General features: G+C 44.8%; 15 protein-coding genes and 1 pseudogene. 15 read left to right on the top strand and 1 reads right to left on the bottom strand.

What is annotated here, in order from left to right; translation table 11 throughout:
- Positions 1-14 precede the first annotated feature (14 nt).
- The 12 genes and pseudogenes from CEF13_RS18620 to CEF13_RS18565 form a co-directional block, all read left to right on the top strand.
- The gene (locus tag CEF13_RS18620) at positions 15-920 is read left to right on the top strand and encodes a carbohydrate ABC transporter permease (protein ID WP_243864323.1); all 906 of its coding nucleotides are present in this window, start codon (positions 15-17) and stop codon (positions 918-920) included.
- The gene (locus CEF13_RS18615; RefSeq protein WP_102712833.1) at positions 920-1,831 is read left to right on the top strand and encodes a carbohydrate ABC transporter permease; all 912 of its coding nucleotides are present in this window, start codon (positions 920-922) and stop codon (positions 1,829-1,831) included. The genes CEF13_RS18620 and CEF13_RS18615 overlap by 1 nt, the downstream gene beginning before the upstream one ends.
- Before the next feature lie 36 nt (positions 1,832-1,867).
- On the top strand, positions 1,868-3,973 hold the full coding sequence (locus CEF13_RS18610; RefSeq protein ID WP_102712831.1) for a YIP1 family protein: 2,106 nt from the start codon (positions 1,868-1,870) through the stop codon (positions 3,971-3,973).
- Positions 3,973-6,315 (top strand): DUF5696 domain-containing protein, encoded by a 2,343-nt coding sequence (locus CEF13_RS18605; protein WP_102712829.1) that lies wholly within the window; start codon positions 3,973-3,975, stop codon positions 6,313-6,315. Before CEF13_RS18610 ends, CEF13_RS18605 begins: the two co-directional genes overlap by 1 nt.
- A gap of 121 nt (positions 6,316-6,436) precedes the next feature.
- Complete coding sequence (locus CEF13_RS18600) at positions 6,437-7,777, top strand: ABC transporter substrate-binding protein (protein WP_102712827.1); 1,341 nt, start codon at positions 6,437-6,439, stop codon at positions 7,775-7,777.
- Positions 7,778-7,901: 124 nt separating this feature from the next.
- Positions 7,902-8,768, top strand: coding sequence for a carbohydrate ABC transporter permease (locus tag CEF13_RS18595; RefSeq protein ID WP_244917094.1), 867 nt, complete (start codon positions 7,902-7,904; stop codon positions 8,766-8,768).
- A 15-nt stretch (positions 8,769-8,783) separates the two neighbouring features.
- On the top strand, positions 8,784-9,743 hold the full coding sequence (locus CEF13_RS18590) for a carbohydrate ABC transporter permease (RefSeq protein WP_102712825.1): 960 nt from the start codon (positions 8,784-8,786) through the stop codon (positions 9,741-9,743).
- A gap of 58 nt (positions 9,744-9,801) precedes the next feature.
- Positions 9,802-11,187, top strand: coding sequence for an ABC transporter substrate-binding protein (locus CEF13_RS18585; RefSeq protein ID WP_102712823.1), 1,386 nt, complete (start codon positions 9,802-9,804; stop codon positions 11,185-11,187).
- A gap of 188 nt (positions 11,188-11,375) precedes the next feature.
- Entirely contained in the window at positions 11,376-12,572 is a 1,197-nt protein-coding gene (locus tag CEF13_RS18580; RefSeq protein WP_102712821.1) for a Gfo/Idh/MocA family protein, read from the top strand.
- A 135-nt stretch (positions 12,573-12,707) separates the two neighbouring features.
- The gene (locus CEF13_RS18575) at positions 12,708-14,516 is read left to right on the top strand and encodes an alpha-1,3-galactosidase-related protein (RefSeq protein ID WP_102712819.1); all 1,809 of its coding nucleotides are present in this window, start codon (positions 12,708-12,710) and stop codon (positions 14,514-14,516) included.
- A gap of 100 nt (positions 14,517-14,616) precedes the next feature.
- On the top strand, positions 14,617-16,275 hold the full coding sequence (locus CEF13_RS18570; protein WP_424991940.1) for a DUF4091 domain-containing protein: 1,659 nt from the start codon (positions 14,617-14,619) through the stop codon (positions 16,273-16,275).
- Positions 16,276-16,279: 4 nt separating this feature from the next.
- A pseudogene (locus tag CEF13_RS18565) lies at positions 16,280-16,537 on the top strand (sulfatase-like hydrolase/transferase); the annotation flags it as partial.
- Between the two features lie 68 nt (positions 16,538-16,605).
- Here the strand turns inward: CEF13_RS18565 and CEF13_RS28870 are convergent.
- Entirely contained in the window at positions 16,606-16,773 is a 168-nt protein-coding gene (locus CEF13_RS28870) for a hypothetical protein (RefSeq protein WP_166742694.1), read from the bottom strand.
- Here CEF13_RS28870 and CEF13_RS18560 point away from each other — a divergent pair.
- From CEF13_RS18560 to CEF13_RS18550, 3 genes are read left to right on the top strand one after another with little or no spacing between them, the layout of a single operon-like run.
- A complete protein-coding gene (locus CEF13_RS18560) occupies positions 16,773-17,072 on the top strand; it encodes an ABC transporter permease family protein (protein WP_208414307.1) in 300 nt (99 codons plus the stop codon). The two genes, CEF13_RS28870 and CEF13_RS18560, sit on opposite strands and share 1 nt — an antisense overlap.
- A gap of 35 nt (positions 17,073-17,107) precedes the next feature.
- On the top strand, positions 17,108-18,394 hold the full coding sequence (locus tag CEF13_RS18555; protein ID WP_102712815.1) for an alpha-L-fucosidase: 1,287 nt from the start codon (positions 17,108-17,110) through the stop codon (positions 18,392-18,394).
- A gap of 13 nt (positions 18,395-18,407) precedes the next feature.
- Positions 18,408-19,430: a carbohydrate-binding family 9-like protein gene (locus tag CEF13_RS18550; protein WP_102712813.1), complete on the top strand. Its 1,023-nt coding sequence runs from the start codon at positions 18,408-18,410 to the stop codon at positions 19,428-19,430.
- Positions 19,431-19,435 lie beyond the last annotated feature (5 nt).

Here is a 19,435-nt window from a genome sequence, read left to right as displayed (position 1 = left end):
TGACGCACAAATTAATGGGCTTGGCCGCGGAGATATGGAAATACCGTTTGTCTTATTTGTTTATCGCTCCGTTCTATGCCATGTTTCTATTATTTATTCTTGTCCCGATTGTTGCCGGTGTGCTGCTAGGCTTCACTTACTTTAATGCCATTCAATTTCCTACCTGGGTCGGGTGGATGAATTATCAAAACTTATTTTCACAAGACATTATATTTCTGCAGCATGTCGTGCCGAACTCCTTTAAGTTCGCTTTGTTTGTAGGTCCGCTCGGCTATGTGTGCGCATTTTTCCTTGCGTGGCTAATTGCTCAGCTTCCTAATGTATTGCGTACAGGCTATGCGCTCGCTATATACGCGCCTTCCTTAACAGCCGGTATAGCAATGACAGTCGTTTGGCAAGTGATGTTTACCGGAGACCGGACCGGTTACTTGAACAGCTTCCTGTTGAAATGGGGATTGATTGAGAAACCGATGCTCTTCGTTCAGAACAAAGATTATTTAATGGATGTCATGATCGTTGTCTCGATATGGGCGAGTATGGGGATCGGGTTCCTTGCCATCCTGGCCGGCATTTTGAATGTCGACAAAACGATGTATGAAGCAGGGCGAATCGACGGGATATCGAGCAGGCTTCAGGAAATTTGGTACATTACGGTTCCATTGATGAAACCTCAGATGATGTTTGCCGCTATTATGTCGATTGTATATACGCTGAAATCCGGCGCGATTGGCACGCAGCTGTCGGGCAGTAATCCGACTCCTAATTATGCCGGACAGCTCATGATAAACCATATTGATGATTATGGCTTTATTCGCTACGAGCTTGGCTACGCCAGCGCCATTTCGGTTGTTCTTCTGCTCGTATGTTATTTATTAAGCCGGGTATTTGGCTATTTGTTCAGTCCCAAGGAGGGGGAATAATGCGGGAAGTCAACAATAAAATGCTGCGGCGGCTTTATTGGAAGCGGAGAGAAATCGCGCTTGCCATTAAACGATTCGACCGTTCGCAGCAGCTCATCGTTTTGTTCCTGACCTTGCTTTCTGTTTTTATGCTGCTGCCGATCGTGTATATCTTAAATCACGCCTTTAAGCCGCTGCATGAATTGTTTCAGTTTCCACCTACATTTATCGTTCGGAATCCGACGTTTCAGAACTTTATTGAACTGCTTTCCCTTACGCAGAACACGTTTGTGCCTGCATCACGGTATTTGCTCAACAGCATCATCGTTACCTTTCTTGCTACAGCAGGGATGGTCACTACAGGCGCCTTGTGTGCATATGCCCTATCGAAGCACAAGTTTCCAGGAGCCAAAATCGTGTTTGGCTCGATCATTGCTTCACTTTTGTTTGCGCCGGAGACAATTGCGATTCCCCGGTACGTTATCGTTCAAGGCCTTGGCATTATGAATAGTTATTTTGGACATGTATTACCGATGATTGCTATGCCTGTCGGCGTCTTTCTAATTAAACAGTTTATCGATCAGCTCCCGAATGAAATGATCGAGGCGGCCAAAATTGACGGTTCGACCGAATTCGGCATTTTCATACGGATTGTCGTCCCGATGGTGACGCCAGCGATTGCAACGATTACGATTCTTGCGTTTCAGAACGCCTGGGGCAATGCGGAGACGTCTACGTTATTTATGCAAGACGATTCGATGAAGACGCTCCCATTCTATATGGCTACACTAACGTCCAATCTAGCAAACTCGGTAGCCAGACAAGGTGCGGCAGCGGCGGGGGCATTAATCATGTTTTTGCCGTCATTGATCATATTCTTGCTGTCACAGCGCAAAGTAATCACCACGATGGCGCATTCGGGAATCAAGTAAGGCATTGTATTTACGCGTGATAACGGAGGTTAGACGATGATAAAAAATCAAAGCAAATGGATGATCTGTCTTTGGCTCGTTTGCTTGATTTCACTTACGGCATATCCGATGATTGCCAGCGCTGATGTGCCCTATACGACCTTCACCAAGGACAGCTATAACCGGATTATTCGAACACAACCGGCTTATGCTCCAACCGGGGTCGCAGCGAGTGATATTTATATCGACAATGGAGAAGGGGAGAAAGTTTTTTCTCCGCTAAAAAGTCCGCATGATTTGTTTATCGACCACAACGATCATATTTATATTGCGGACACGGGTAACAACCGGATCGTTCATTTGAATGCAGAAAGCGAATTCGTTCGTGAAATCAAGCTTCCTGAAAGTCCCTTTAATAATCCGCAGGGCGTTTTTGTCACAGATAATGGCGATATTTATGTTGCCGATACAGGGAATAAACGTGTCGTTAAGCTGGATACAACCGGGAAACTCCAGCAGGAGTTCAAGCGTCCGGATGCCAAGCTAGCGGATGTGTCGTTAGTTTATGAACCGACGAACATCGTTGTCGACCGCAGAGGGTTCTTGTACGTTGTTTCAACAGGCAGCTACCAAGGGATAGTCGAGCTGGAGCCTTCAGGCGACTTTTACGGATTTTACGGAACGAACGCAACCGAAGTAACCCTGATGGATAGAATTCGTCGGCAGTTTTACACCAAAGAACAGCTCAGCAGACAGGTGAGACTTCTGCCTACAACCATCCGCAATATCGATATCGATGACCAAGGTTTCGTATACACCGTATCCGGGTCTTCCAAAGAACAAGTGAAGAAGCTGAATATTCGCGGCGAGAACGTTTGGAAAGATAAATCATTCAGTGTCGGTTTTTATTCCGGGGACGATGATAAATCGAAAGAACAGCAGCTTTCAGATTTATCGGTCGATAGAGACGGGAACATCACACTCATTGATAAAAATCGCAATTACGTTTCCCAGTATGATGCGAGCGGCAATTTACAATTTTTTTGGACGGCTCCCCCTTCATCGGGTACAGCGACCTTGGGAATTAATCGAAGCCCGGTTGCGATTGCCACGAATTCCAAAAAGGAATTGTTTATTCTCGACGATTCGTTAAATTTGGTTCAAGTTTTAAAGCCGACCGAATTCGGATCGGCGATACACCAAGCTTATTCACTTACGCAACAAGGCAAATATCAAGAAAGCGAGCAGTATTGGAACAAAGTAGTCAAGCTGAACGCGTTCTTCTCTCCCGCTTACAACGGCATGGCGCAAGCGGCTTATAACCGGGAGGATTATGAACGCGCAAGAGAGCTTTATAAGCTTTCCGGCAATGCACAAGGGTATTCTGATTCATTCTGGCAGCTGCGTTTGCAGTGGTTCCAACAAAATTTTTCTCATTTTGCCAATTTAGCGGTCGGCTTACTTATTGCGTATCTAATCGTTTCGATCATAAAGAGCAGATACAAACTAAAGCTTATTCCAAAATTAAAATGGAAATGGCTGCAACAGTCATTAATCACGCAGCTCAAACATTCATTTACGATTTTGAAGCACCCGATTGATGGTTTTAGCGATCTTCGCTTCTTGAACAAGGGCGGTTACTTGAGCGCATTTATTCTGCTTGCCGGCACCGTGCTAATGCTGCTTCTTAAAACTTACTATACCGGATTCTCCTTCAATCCTGTGCCGGTTGCCGATATGAGCGGAAGTTATATCATCATCGGATTTTTGGTTACATGGCTGTCATGGGTCGTATGCAATTACTTAATCGGCTCTATATACCAAGGGGAGGCGCGGTTTAAAGATGTCATTGTTGGGGGCGCATATGCGCTGTTCCCGGTTATTTTATTGGGTATTCCGCTCGCATTGATTTCCAACGTCCTATCGCTTAACGAAGCATCGATTTATCATGCAGTCGAGTTGGTCATGTTAATCTGGTGCGGACTAATGTTCTTCTGGAAAATTCAATCTTTGCAAAATTATAGCGTCGGTGAAACGATCGTAAATATACTACTGACCTTATTTGCGATGATTATCATGTGGGTACTGATCTTCTTGGTGTTCGGATTAGTTTCACAGTTTGTAAATTTCATTCGTACGATTATTCAGGAGGTGTCCATGTGATGCGTGCATTTGGCTCAAGACGGATGCTTAAGATTGCAGCAGCATCGTTAGTTGCTATCTTAATGCTCACCAGTCTCGTTTTCGCGGAACCTCTTGCGAATAAATCAACCGAGGATTCGAAGAACACGGAACAAATCGCGGAAGGCGTGGCAACCGCCAAGATCGCAAGTCCTTTTCTTAATGATGGCAAATTCAAACCGGTTGTGGAAAGCAAGTACTTGTCGTTACAAGTGAACGCGGATACCGGCCATTTTATCGTGACGGATAAACGAAACGGGAATGTATGGAAATCATTCCCTGATGAGGATGGATACATCGATGCAGAAAACCAAGGGGCATGGAAATCCAACCTCGAGTCTCCGTTCATGTTCAATTATGTTGAATTTAATGTCCGAAGAGATTTAACGAAGGAGTCCAATTTCAAGGATCAAGGAGGCGTCGTCACCGGCTTTGAGGTGATGGACAACGGGTACAGGCTGACCTATGAGTTGCCCAATTTAGGCTTTTTCATCCCTGTGGAAGTGCGTCTTTACGATGATTATGTGGAAACCAAAATTTTGAAGGACGGCCTTATCGACGAAAAGGTGTTCCCGAAGGAAGAAGAAAAATCAGAGGAGGAAGGGAAGGCAGAGAAAAAGCCGGCACCACCGAAGGATAATAAGGCAAGACTCGTATCCGTACGTTTGTTTCCATTCTTAGGGGCGCAAACGTCGGACCGGGAGGACGGGTATTTATTGATCCCAGACGGGCCAGGCACGCTTATTGATTTCAAGAAGCACCGCGGGGGCGACAACAATAATTTTTACAGCGAAAGTGTATATGGCAACGATTGGGCCTTCAGCGTCAATAACTCAATCTCGAATCGCAATCCGGTAAAAATGCCTGTTTTCGGTATTAAATCCGGCGAGCAGGCCATCCTTGGCGTTATTCAAGAAGGCGCAGAATATGCAAGCATTCTCGCGGCTCCTTCCGGAACGTTCAGCCAATACAACTGGACAACTGCGGAACAAAACTTCAGATTCAAATATTACGTTTATACGAATACGAAGAAAACAACAGGGTACGTTTCCTATACCAAGGATCTGACAGCAACGGATCGTTCCATTCGTTATTATTTGATCGATAAGAAGAATTCCGATTATGCCCAAATGGCCGCGCGATACAGACAGTACCTGATTGAGGATGCCGGTGTGCAGCCTCTTAAAGCCGAAGGAGATAAGGTTCCGCTGCAGCTTAACTTGTTTGGCGCCGATACGGAAAAAGGGTTTTTGTGGGACTCTTATTTGCCGCTAACCACAACGAGTCAAGCACGGGAGATCGTCCAGGAGATCAGCAGCCTCGGCGTCGATAAGATGTCAATTACATATTGGGGATGGCAGAGAAAAGGAAATAGCCAGTATGGCGGCAGCTTTCCTCTAGCGAGTAAATTCGGCGGAAATGACGGAATGAAGCAATTTGTCGACTTTGCTCATTCGAAGGGATATCCGGTTTATCTGGATGGTTCGTCTTATACGTACAACAATACGGGAAAAGACGGATTCAGAAGGAGCAGGGATGGACTTCGTGATATCGGCTCTGCCATTATCGATTTTACGAGTTGGGGCAGCAATGATAAAACGACCTTTGCCAGTCCCGGTTTTATGGAAAAGGTCATCAGCAAAGACTTGAATAAAGCCAAGGCGCTAAATGTCGACGGCTTCATTTTTGGACAAGGCATAGGAGCTTTTTTGAATTCAGACTTTAACGACAATTACTCGGCATCAAGGAGCCAGGCTGAGCAAATCCAGGAGCAGATATTCCAGAAGACGAAAGATACGCTTGGAAGCGTGCAAGTAGCGAGCGGCAATTTCTATACGCTTCCGTATGTCAATCATATCCATGGTTTGTATGATGATTATTCCTACGACATGTTCGTGGATCGCATAATTCCGTTCGCCCAAATCGCCTTGCACGGAATCGTCACTTACTCGGCTGATTTCGCGAACGTAAGCGGTGATTATCAACAAAACTTTTTGCGGGGGATTGAATATGGCGCTGTGCCATCCTTCGTTGTGACGTATGCGAAATCACAAGAGCTGCTGAAATCCAAATCGCTGAGAAATCTTTATAGTACCTATTATAAAGACTGGCTGCAGGAAATGGTTTCGCAATACCAGCGTTATAACGAAGCGCTCGGGGACGTGCAGGATCAATTTATTACGGATCATCGCATGTTGGCTGAAGGTGTCTATGAAACGACGTATGCTGCTGGCAAACGAGTAATTGTCAACTATAATTCGTTTCCTTATGTGAACGACGGCATTGCAGTGAAGGCCACAGATTTCACTGTAATTAAAGATTAGCATTTGATTCATTGAAGGGAGGGATGCCTGCCTTGCAGCGGAGAGAATGATTGAAGTTGTTGCTTCACCGTATCATAGTAATCGTTGTTGCAAAAACAATTTCTAAGGGGAGTGTACAAAAGTGAAAACAAAAAAAGCATTATCGTTCTTGCTGGTCTCTATCATGATCCTGCTAGCTGCTTGCGGCCAAACGAACCAAGGCGCATCCGGAAATGATTCATCGTCGCAATCACCGTCAGAGTCATCGAAGCCATCTCCTGCAATAGAAACGGTCGAATGGGATGAGAATGGACCGGAAACGACCGTAAAGGTCATGTATCCGTGGGGAGAAGACAACTTTAAAACGTTTGTACTGGATCGTTATGAAGGCGCCTATCCGAAAAACATTACATTAGAGTGCGTATGTATCGCGGCAGAGTTGAAGCCTATGCAGGAAATGAACGCAAAAGGAATTGTTCCCGATATTATTTTTGCAGGATTTGGAATCGATCCATTGGTTGAGTTGGAAATGTACGAGCCTCTGGACGAGTATGTTCAAAAATACGGTGTTAACGTAGACCAGTTCAATAAGGCAGTCATCGCCACTTATCGCGGTATGGACCCTGATAAAAAGCAAGGATTGATCGGCTTGCCGACATTTGTTGATACAGTAGGATTGATCTATAACAAAGAAGTTTTCGACAAATTCGGAGTCCCTTATCCTACCGGACAGTTGACATGGGATGAAGTGGCGGATTTAGCTGTAAAGATGACCGCGAAAAGGGATGGAATACAGTATCGCGGATTGGAGCTTGGAGCCGGTTTTACGGGAGGCGAAGCGCTCAAGCCTTTACAGGAATTTGAGATTAACTGGACAGATCCTGAAACTGGAGAAGTATTGATCGACAAATTGCCGGAAGTGAAAAAATATTTTGAACAGATGAAAAAGTTTTATAGCATGCCCGACTTGTATAACAAAGATCCTGAAGCTAGAGGAAGATACCAGTTTGCGGAATTGACTGTAGCCATGACGGTAAGCTATCCTGCTTTTATTCGCTGGGGAATGGGTGGAGATCCCGATAAGCTTAAAAATATTGACGCCGTACCTGTACCCGTATGGGAAGCTGGAGGAACTGGGCCTAACGTTTACTCACATCCATACATGCTGAATAAGTACAGTGAAAACAAAGACGCCGGCTTCCAGGTAATGCTGGGCTTCGCCAAAGCGGAGAACGAAGATCCCGTAACATCGCCGAGATACGAATTTGCGACCAACCCGGTGTATGAAGGCAAAAATATGAAAGCGTTTTGGGATTATAATCCTGCAGTTCCACCAGTGATTAGTAAATATGATAAACTCGTGGACATTGAAGGAAGCCTTAAAGACTTCGCTGAATCCGATATGAACATCGATGAACATCTAAGGAAGCTCAAAGAGGAATCGGAAGTGAAAATCAAGGAAGCGAAATCGTTAGAAAATTAGTAGCAAATTTGTTCACCGCGGATATCAGAAATGAAACTTCTGGTATCCGTCATATTCACGCAAACGCATTGTGCTGAGGTGATCAGGATAAAGCAGTTTATTTTAATCAAAGGGGGTAAGTAAGGTGGCGAAAAAACGGGTACTTACCACCAGAACGGTTCGAAATTTGGAAGGCTCATTGTTTATGGCCCCATGGCTGCTCGGATTTATTATGTTTTTGGGGTTCCCGCTTGTGTTCTCGGTGTACATGAGCTTCAATACCTTGAAAATACTTCCGAACAAAATGAAATATAACTTTGTCGGACTTAAATATTATCATGAAATTTTATTCGGGAGCTCCGCCTTGTACGATGAGCTGATTCCGTATTTCCAGGAAGTTATTTTTATGGTTCCGGTTATCGTCATCTTTGCATTGCTTATTGCGATATTTCTGAATCAGAAGCTTCCCGGACGGCTGGTGTTTCGCGCGCTTTTTTTCCTTCCCGTTATATTTTCGACCGGCGCCGTGCTTCAGGGATTTATGAGCCAGGGAGAAGGAGGACTTGGATTTATACAGGGCGATGCAATTAACGGCTTTATGGATACGTACCTTGCGGACAGCTCTTGGGGAAAACCTGTGAAGGCCGTTCTAGAAAATTTCGTAATGGTTTTATGGTATTCCGGAGTGCAAATCCTCATTTTCTTGGCGGGACGCCAGACGATACCTGTTTCCGCGTACGAATCCGCCAGAATAGATGGAGCCTCGCCATGGGAAGTGTTTTGGAAAATAACATTGCCTGCCATGTCGCCGTTTATTTTGCTCAATTTAATCTATACCGTGGTTGATATGTTTACGTTCCCGTCCAATCCGGTAATCAACTTAATAAATTCTGACAATTACGGATACAGTAGTGCGCTGGCGTGGATTTATTTCATAATTATTCTTGTTTTCCTTGGAATCATCATGTTAATTTACAGCAGGGTTAACAGAGGATCCTCGAGAAGAAGGTAAAAGGAGGGGAACGTTATGATTCCGAGAATCATTACGATGAAAAACAAGTTTTTTATCAGGCATGGCTTGCGGTCAGTGCGTTATTCGCTATTAGGCAGGGAGCTGGACAGAGGTCTCGTATTTAAATTGCTTCTATATACGATCTTTATTTCCACCTCCTATATTTACTTGAATCCAGTCTTAAAGATGCTTGTGAGAATGGTTATGAATGATAAGGATCTTATCGATCCTACCGTTACTTGGGTACCGTCCTCCCTTTATCTCGGTCATATCTCTGCGGCGTGGGACGTTTTGAGATATCCTTCGTCGTTAACAATCAGCATCATTGTAGCTTTGACCGCATCGGTATTCCATTGCATAGCGTGCGGCTTCGCCGGGTATGCATTCGCTCGGCTTGATTTCCCGTTCAAAAAAGTTATTTTCTTTCTGCTGCTGCTTTCGTTTATTATTCCGCCGCAAGTCATTATTTTGCCGACAATATTGATGTACAAGAAACTAGGCATAATGACTCACCTGATCACGTTGATTCTGCCCTCTATTTTCGGCTTCGGAGTGAAAGGGGCTCTGTTTGTATTCATCTATAGGCAATTTTTCATGACGCAGCCGAAGGAGCTGGAGGAAGCGGCCAAGATTGATGGCGCTACTGCCATTAAGTTTTATCTGAAAGTGATGTTTCCGTTAGCGAAACCTGCTATTCTTGTCGTATTTTTATTCTCCTTTGTATGGACGTGGAATGATACATACTTCCCAAGAATGTTCTTGACAGGAGCGAAAGACGTGCCATTGTCTATGGAGATGCTGCGCATGGGGTCGAGAATCGACGCATTTATTAAGGACGGGGGCATGGCTGAGTACATGGCCGAACCGATTAGAATGGCGGCCAGTTTTCTAACGGTATTGCCACCTCTTCTTATCTACCTGTTCGCACAGCGTTATTTCGTGGAAAGTGTGGAAAGAACGGGCTTGGTGGAATAGAAATTCATGTAATGAGAACGATTTCTACATAAAATATATTATTGGGGGTTTCAAAAAAATGAAGTTGAAAAAACGTATCGTATTTTTAATTCTCTCTGTTTTGTTAGTGTTAACAGCACTAACGGGATGCACGACGAAAAATGCAGAAGAGTCTCAGACTACAGCTCAAACTTCAGATCAGTCTTCAAATCAGTCATCAGATCAGCCTTCAGTTCCGCCTGCTCCTCTTTATGATGAAAACAAGCAGTATACCGTAAAAATTCTTTATCCTTGGGGACAAGACAACTTTGACAAAATATTCAGCGAGGAATTTAAGTCAAAAATTCCGAACATTACGATCGAGTTAGTTGAAGGCGCCGCACAATTGACGCCGCTTCAAGAATTGAACGCAAATGGAATTGTTCCAGATCTCATCTGGTCAAGCTTCGGGCTTGAGCCTTTGCAGGAATTGGAGATGATCGAGCCGCTAGACGACCTAGTGCAAGCGTATAGCTTTGATCTAACAAAGCTTGATCCTTCTGCTGTTTCCTATTCCCGCAATTTAGACAGCGAAGGACGTTTACTCGGTTTGCCGATCGGCGGAACAACATTGACGCTATGGTATAACAAAGAAGTGTTCGACAAATTCGGACAACCGTATCCTACAGATCATATGACTTGGGATGATATCTACACGATAGCTGCAAAGATGACAAGAGAACACGATGGCGTAATGTACCGTGGTCTTGAGCTGGGGAACGGCTTCACTGCCAAAGAAGCATTGATTCCATTGTGGCAAAAAGGCGTAAGCTTATCAAACGCTGAAACTGGTGAGGTATTGGTTGAAACAGAACCTGCCGTTAGAGAAACTTTTGAATTGTTGAAGAAGTTCTTCAGCATTCCTAATCTGTACAACACAGATCCGGAAGCAAGAAACAGAATGCAATTCTATGAAAACACAGTAGCGATGACTGTTTCCTATCCAGGCATGATGAACTGGATGAGCGGCGGAAACGCTGATGTGATTAAAGATATTGAAGCTGCACCGATTCCTGTATGGAGCGGCGAAGACCGCGCGGCGTTCGTAGCGCCTCACCATTGGGTAATCAACAGTTTCAGCAAAGAGAAAGACGCAGCTTTCCGGGTACTCCAAGAATATTACTCTGACTGGTATCTAAAAGCATTTGCACGGTCAGGCGGTACTCCTGCTTCCATGGATCCCGACGTATTAGCCGAGTTCGGTAAAGAAACACCTATGTTGCAAGGTAAAAATATTCCTGTTTTCTTTAAGTATCCAAAAGCAGACCCGCCACAACAAATTAGCAAATGGGATATTTACGTGAACGCAGTATTAGAGGGTAGCATTGCCAAATTTGCTGAGTCGGAAATGAACATTCCAGAATTTTTAAGAACGGTAAAAGAAGAAGCCGAAATTAAAATTAAAGAAGCAAAAGCCATGAAATAGGAGTAACAAAAAAGTCTGTCCTCAAGGTGATATGCTCCTTGGTGGAATAGTACAGTTTAGACGGACGGTAACGCGAAAGAGCGCACATTTTCTCAAGTTGTGTTCTACTTTCGTGTTACCGTTATTTTTATACTTAACTGTTAATATCGGGAGTAGAAAACACATGAACAACAAGGGGATGAATTGTAATGGGAGATAGGGTTAAGACCGGAATTATTGGATTGGGAGGACGCGGCGCAGGTCTTTTGGAACAAGTCATTCTCAAGATGCCTGATGTTGAGGTTGTTGCAGTATGTGATTTATATATGGACAGAGGGGAACAGGTGGCAGATCGAATTGAAAAGGTTCAAGGATATCGACCGTTCGTTACAACACAGTATCCCGAGGTTTTAGCCATTGCAGAAATTGAGGCTATCTTGATTAGCGCATCTTGGGCTGTCCATACGGATATTGCCGTTGCTTCTATGGAGGCTGGGAAATATGTCGCTAGTGAGGTAGGCGGAGCCTATTCCATTCAAGAATGTTGGAGATTGGTAGAAGCCTATGAAAGAACCAAAGTACCGTGTATGATTATGGAAAATTGCTGTTATGGCAGAGAAGAACTAATGGTGCTTAATATGGTAAGGCAAGGTGTATTCGGTGAGATTGTACATTGTGCTGGCGGTTATCATCATGATTTGAGAGACGAGATTACTTATGGCAATGAAAATAGACACTATCGATTAAACAATTATATTCATCGGAATTGCGAGAATTATCCAACCCATGAGATCGGGCCAATTGCAAAAATTTTGGGTATCAATCGCGGCAATCGAATGGTATCTCTTGTATCCATGGCCTCCAATTCAAAAGGATTGCAGGAATATATTAAGAGAGAAAAAGGCCAGAACTGTGAACTGGCTAAAACGGATTTTATGCAAGGTGATATCGTGACGACGATTATCAAATGCGCCCACGGAGAAACAATCACCATTACGCTAGATACGACATTGCCAATGTACTACTCCAGAGGGTTTACTGTAAGAGGGACAAAGGGGATGTACATGGAGGAGAACCATTCTATTTATATAGATGGAATGCATGATAAACATCACTTTGACTGGAAAGATCAATGGGGGAACGCAGAGGGTTTTAGAGAAAAATATGATCATCCGCTCTGGAAAAAGTATATCGAAGACGGGGTTAAGGGTGGCCATGGCGGCATGGATTGGCTCGTATTTGCGGATTTCTTCGATAGTGTAAGAAAGGGTACACAAACGCCGCTTGATGTCTATGATATGGCTTCCTGGATGTGTATTTCTACATTATCTGAGGATTCGATCGCTATGGGCGGCCATCCAGTCGCAATACCTGATTTTACAAATGGAAAATGGATGAATCGTTAAGAGGAGGTTCCTCTTAAACATCGGTAATCACATCTTACGGATCAGGCTGATTTAGGATAAATGATATGCCGGATGGCACTACTGGGAAATGACGAAAATAAGGAAAATATAGCCTTTAATATTGGGGGTGGATGAATGTTGTCAGGTCAATCTAATGGTATAGGAACCGAACAAATAACCGTTTTGCGAGTAACAGACTTTGGAGCAAGACCGGATACCGGCGAGGATGCAACAATGGCCATACAATCCGCAATCGATGCTGCTTCAGCTGTGGAGGGTCCAGTGATCATTGATTTTCCGCAAGGACGATATGATTTGTACCCGGATAAAGCTGTGAAAGAGAAATATTATATTTCTAATACAGCTAGTGAAGAGGAGAATCCTGATCCGACCAAGACGATAGGCCTCTTGCTTAAGGGAGCGACTCGCTTTAGCTTGGAAGGCAATGGATCACTGCTCCTCTTTCACGGGAAAATGACGCCGCTAGTTCTGGATGGCTGCATGGATGCGGAAATACGGAATTTGAATATCGATTTTGCCCGTCCTACGATTTCTGAAATGCGAATCACAGATATTGGCGAACGTCATTGGGGCGTGACGGTTCATCCGGATTCGCATTATCTGCTGCAGGATGGAAAATTGATTTGGGTCGGTGAAGGGTGGACCTACACGGATGGACCTGCACAAGAATATGATCCATGCAGCAATAGGACTTGGCGGGTGCCAAATCCAATGACATTAGCTAGTCATGTAGAAGAAGTAGAGAAGGGAAAGCTTCGGCTGTTATTCGCTTCTGCTCCACGTACAGAAATAGATCATGTCTTTCAAATGCGTGACGGTATTCGGGATCAGGTCGGCTCCTTGATCATCGGCTGCCGGAATATCGTATGGCGCAATATCGGAATGAGATTTATGCATGGTCTTGGAATCGTTGGTCAACTCAATGAGAACCTAACATTCGAGCGATTGCAGCTAGCACCTCATTCTTCCAGTGGAAGAACAGCAGCGGCATTTGCTGATTTTATGCATTTCTCCGCTAATAGGGGCAAGATAGTTGTAAATAACAGCGTTTTTGAGGGAGCTCATGATGATGCGATCAACGTTCATGGAACGCATTTGCGAATCGTGGGTAATGATGCCAACCGATCTATTCGTGTTCGTTTCATGCACGCTCAAAGCTACGGATTCAATGCGTTCCAACAGGGAGATGTTGTTGATTTTATCTCAGCCAGCAAGTTAACTCCTTATGCAACACGTACTATAATTGCCGTGTCTTCGATCTCCTTGCGGGAAGTAGAATTGACTTTGGATGAGCCTATACCGCAGAACATGGAAGAGGGGGACGTGATCGAGAATGCAACCTGGACTCCTGAGGTGTATATCCGTGGTAATCACTTCAGGAGAATACCAACTCGCGGGGTTCTGGTCACGACACGCCGTAAAGTGGTCATTGAAGACAACATTTTCGAAGGACTACATATGAGTGCTATCCTGATCGCTGACGATGCTGGAAGCTGGTATGAGTCGGGTATGGTACGAGACGTTAAAGTGCGAGGCAATCGGATTATCGCCTGCGGGGAGGGCAATGAACCCGTATTTTTCATTCATCCGGAGAATAAAGACCTATCCGTGGACAACCCAGTCCATTGCAATATTATAATAGAAAGAAATGATATTATAATGGTGGGATCGCGGCTTTTGGATGCCAAGAGTACGAGAAATCTGATATTCTCGAACAATTGGATAACGCTTAGCAACCGTTCGGAAGAAAAACCTGCGATGAATAGTGAAGCGCTTATCCGATTGTTGGCATGCAGTGAAGTAAAGATAAAGAAAAATATTATTGATGGCGGGACACTTGAAACCGTGACAGCCGTATCTATGGCGCAGGAAGACGTAACGATCGACGCCGGGCAGCCCTTATTGTTATGCTTCATTAAATAAAAAGAATAATATAATTGAGCCTGCAGTTGGATTTATTACAGTTGAAATGAACCGGGATCAAAGATGTAAATTACTATTCGTAAAAGGGAGCTAAACCGTGATGACTATGAATGCTATGATTCTTGAGACTCGTATCGTAAGCTCATTATCTAAGATTTTTCCTGATGAACCATTAACAGAGGCCCGGCATACAAGCGGCACAGCGCTGATGAATGAGAGGTATTCGTTCCAGATCGCTTATCGCTGCTCGCAGTTGGAGAAGGGAATCGCCCTGCAGGTCGAGTCGTCACTCAGCTTGTCCGTAAGGACGGTCGGACTCGTTCCTTCTGAGCTACCTGCTTACCATGACCATGATGAGCATGTGCTTCGCACCGTTCCGGGCTTGTATCCAGATCCGTTATTTCCATTCGATGAGGCGGAAGGCTTGACAGCATGGCCTGGTCAGTGGCGATCCATTTGGATTACGATAACTCCGGATGAGAATGTCGAGGCCGGTCTTCATCGGATTGCAATCACCTTCAAGAGCAGTAAAGGTGAGATGCTTTCAAAAGAAGTGTTTGAGCTGGAAATTATTTCTGTATCGCTTCCGGAGCAGAAGCTGCTGCATACCGAATGGTTTCATACCGATTGCTTGGCTGTGCATTATGGTGTAGAGGTGTTCAGTGAGCGGCATTGGGAGATCGTAGATTCTTATGTCGGCTATGCGGCAAGCTTTGGTATAAATATGCTTCTGACGCCGTTGTTCACACCGCCGCTTGATACGGAGATAGGCGGGGAGCGTCCTACTGTACAATTGGTGGATGTCTGCGTAACCGACAAGGACAGGTATGCATTCGGATTTGATAAATTGAAGCGATGGGTGGATATGTGCAGGAAAAACGGCATCCAATATATGGAGTTCTCCCATCTCTTCACGCAATGGGGGGCTAAGCATGCGCCGAAGATTATAGCCGATGTCGAAGGTGAGTACCGTCAAATCTTCGGATGGGATACCGATGCTTCGGGTAAGGAATATGAGCGTTTTCTTCATCAGTTTTTGCCGGAGCTGACAGCCTGGATTAAGGAGCATGGTCTGGAGAAGCAATGTTATTTCCATATTTCCGACGAGCCGAGTCTTGATAGCTTGAATTCCTACGAAAGCGCTAACAAGATGGTGAAGGATTTGCTTGCTGAATTCCCTATTATCGACGCATTGTCCAACTATGAATTTTACGAGAAGGGGCTGGTCCAAAATCCGATACCGGCTAATAATCATATCGAGCCCTTTCTCCAGAATGGCGTAGATGGGCTTTGGACTTACTACTGCTGTGCGCAGCATAATCAGGTGGCAAACCGCTTCTTTAATATGCCATCCGCAAGAAATCGTATCATTGGCTGGCAGTTATATAAATATCGCATCGCAGGTTTCCTTCACTGGGGCTTTAACTTCTGGTATTCGCAGTATTCGCGAAAGCAGATTGATCCCTACCGTATCACCGACGCAGGCAGCGCATTCCCTTCCGGCGATGCTTTTCTTGTGTATCCTGGAGAGGACGGACCGATTGGTTCGATCAGGCTGGAGGTTTTCTATGAATCGCTGCAGGATTTGCGGTCGCTGGAGCTGCTTGAGAGCCTGTGCGGCAGAGAGCAGGCGGTAGCGCTTTTGGATGATGATCTTAGCGAGCCGATGACCTTCAGCACATATCCTCGTGAAGCGTCCTGGCTGCTCAAGAGGAGAGAAAGAATTAATCGTATCGTTCAGGAAGCTAAGAGGAGCTAACGAAATGAAGCCTAACCTGCTATTTATTACGGTCGATCAAATGCGTTATGACTGCTTAAGCAAGCTTAACCATCCCGTGGTAGAGACGCCGAATTTAGATGCATTAGCTGAGAAAGGAGTTATGTTCACAAATGCATACTCAGCCACGCCGACATGTATTCCTGCAAGGGCAGCAATCATGACGGGGATGAGTCAGCGAGGTCACGGACGAGTCGGATATGAGGATCGTATTCCATGGAATTATGAGCACACACTGGCGGGCACGGCTCATCGTGGAGCTGACCGACCGCGAAGAGGGGTACGTCGATGAAGGCAGGCTGGTTACGGGGATCACGCCTCGAAGCTGTTTATCTCATATTTTGTAGTAGCATCTGCAGCTAACGATTCATTCAGCAGTAATCGAATTAATAAATTAATATTCGCGACTGTTTTTTCAAGATTCGAATTCGGTCTGAGCGCCGCGATGTCTTGGATATATTTCTTCGTAGCGGCATTCATTGACATTTTACCGAATTATGGTACCAAACGCGATCCCGGCAGTCATTACTGTATTGCTGTTTTCCTTCGTCTGGCAGTGGAATGACAGCTATTACGTTTCCTTGTTCTTAAGCAAAGTAAAAGTGCTGTCTACCAGTTTGATGGATATGGGGGTGTCGCTAGGCGAGCCGGATCCGGTATTCCAGTCCATGCTTCTCAATACCGGTGTTTTGCTTACGACGGGTCCGCTTATCATCATGTATTTGTTCGTACAACGGTACTTTGTTGAAAGCGTTGAGCGAACCGGTCTGGTCGGATAAATATAAATATTTAAATAAGGTAGGTGTAGTTGAACATGCAAAATTGGTTTGAGGAAGCAAAGCTAGGTATTTTTATTCATTATGGTATTTATGCGGTAAACGGGATTGCTGAATCATGGTCTTTTTATAATGGAAGGGTTTCGTATGAAGATTATATGAAACAATTGGAGGGTTTCACAGCATCGAAGTTTAATGCAGATAAATGGGCCGATTTGATTGAAAAATCTGGTGCGAAGTATGCTGTTCTTACGACGAAGCATCATGATGGAGTAGCGTTATGGGACACCCAATATAGTGATTTAAACGTTGTGAAAAAGACGCCCGCAAAAGGGGATCTCATTAAAGAATACGCTGATGCTGTCACGAAAAGAGGAATTCGCCTCGGCATGTATTATTCTTTGATCGACTGGTCCCATCCCGATTATCCAAGCGTATATGGCGGCGGTCAGGTACCCGAGGATCTAAGCACAGTTAATAAATTTTGCAGCCCAACTGACGGCGTTCAGGATGAAGAAAAATGGCAGCGATTTTTACAATTTAACAATAATCAGTTGAAAGAAATTTTGACGAATTACGGTAAAGTTGATCTTTTGTGGTTCGATGGAGATTGGGAAAGAAGTGCTGAGCAGTGGAATTTGCCCGAGTTCAAGCAGTACCTACAATCGTTTAACCCAGATATTTTGATCAACTCGCGCCTATCGGGACATGGCGATTACAAAACTCCTGAGCAAGGTATCCCGATTACGCGTCCGGAGGGGCCATGGGAATTCTGCACTACGATCAATAGTTCTTGGGGTTATGTACCTACGGATAATCATTACAAATCGTTGAATCAAATCATTAGAATGTTCTGTGATTGCATCACCTTGGGCGGCAACATGCTGCTGGATATCGGGCCGATGGAAGATGGTACTGTAGATAAGAGACAAGAAGATATTTTGTTAGGCCTGGGTGAATGGATTAAAACACACGAGGAAGCTGTATTTGGCACGGGTGAAGGGATTTTGCCGCGTTATTTCCTTGGTGGTAGTACAGTCTCTAAAGATAAAAAAACATTGTACCTCTTTGTATACGATGATCCTAAAGAAAATGTTTGCTTGAAGGGACTATCAAACACGATTAAGAAAATAAGCGTTCTCCACTCTGGCAAGGAGCTGACACATGAAATTCATGGAGGTGTGCCATGGTTCAATATTCCAGGCACAACTTGGATTCATATGACGCCTGAAGATGCCCATAAGCAAGTAACTGTACTTAAACTTGAGTTCGATAATGAACTAGATATGTATGGTGGTTCCGGCGCTGTTGTAACACATAACTAGAGGAGGAGATAAGTTGAGTCATAGCGGGATAAAGGAGCCGAATATTGAATATGCTCCTAAACATTATATATGCAGACGAGCGGTTGGTCCTCTCGTTCTAGACGGCCGCGTGGATAAGCCGTTCTGGGCAGAGGCGATTTGGACGGAAAATTTCGTTGATATCGAAGGGGATCTTCGTCCGCTGCCCGCTAAGCAGACCCGGGTCAAGATGCTATGGGATGATGAGTATTTCTATTTCGCAGCGGAGCTGATGGAAGATCACATCTGGGCTACATTAACAGAACGGGAGTCAGTCATTTTCTATGATAACGATTTTGAAATATTCATTGATCCTGATGGGGATACACACCAATATTATGAATTTGAGATCAATGCGTTGAATACGGTATGGGATCTAATGCTAGTTAAACCGTATCGGGATGGCGGGCCTCCGGTAAACGGCTGGGATATTAACGGGCTTCGGACAGCGGTACACATTGACGGGGAGCTTAATCGACCAGGGGCTGATAATCGAAAATGGAGCATTGAGGTAGCTATGCCTTGGGCAAGCTTGCGCGAATGTGCGCCTAATGGCCGTCCACCGGTGAAAGGTGAATTCTGGCGTGTTAATTTCTCCCGCGTTGAATGGCGAACAGAGGTCAAGGATGGCGAGTACCGTAAGGTGCTGAATCCGGATACGGGCAATCCTTATCCGGAAGATAACTGGGTATGGTCCCCGATGGGCATAGTCAACATGCATTATCCGGAGCTATGGGGTTATGTCGTGTTCGCCGATGAGGAAGGTCCCGAATCGTTCCAGCTCCCGTCTGATGAACGTATTAAGTGGGAGCTGCGCAGGCTGTATTACCGGGAGCGCAATTACTTTGCAACTTACGGTGAATTTTCCAAGGATGTGAAGCTGTTGATGGGTGACGATCTTTGGAGTATTACACCAGCGATTGAGACCACAAGCAGACTTTTTCAAATTTCTGCTCCATCATCAGACGGCTGTTCAGCCTTCTACATCAGGGAAGACGGAAAGCTATGGAAGGAGTAATGATT

The sequence above is a fragment of the Paenibacillus castaneae genome (assembly GCF_002884445.1).
In the GTDB taxonomy this organism is placed as follows: Bacteria; Bacillota; Bacilli; order Paenibacillales; family Paenibacillaceae; genus Pristimantibacillus; species Pristimantibacillus castaneae.
The sequence above is the reverse complement of the archived record's forward strand: the minus strand, read 5'-3'. Positions and strand labels throughout refer to the sequence as shown.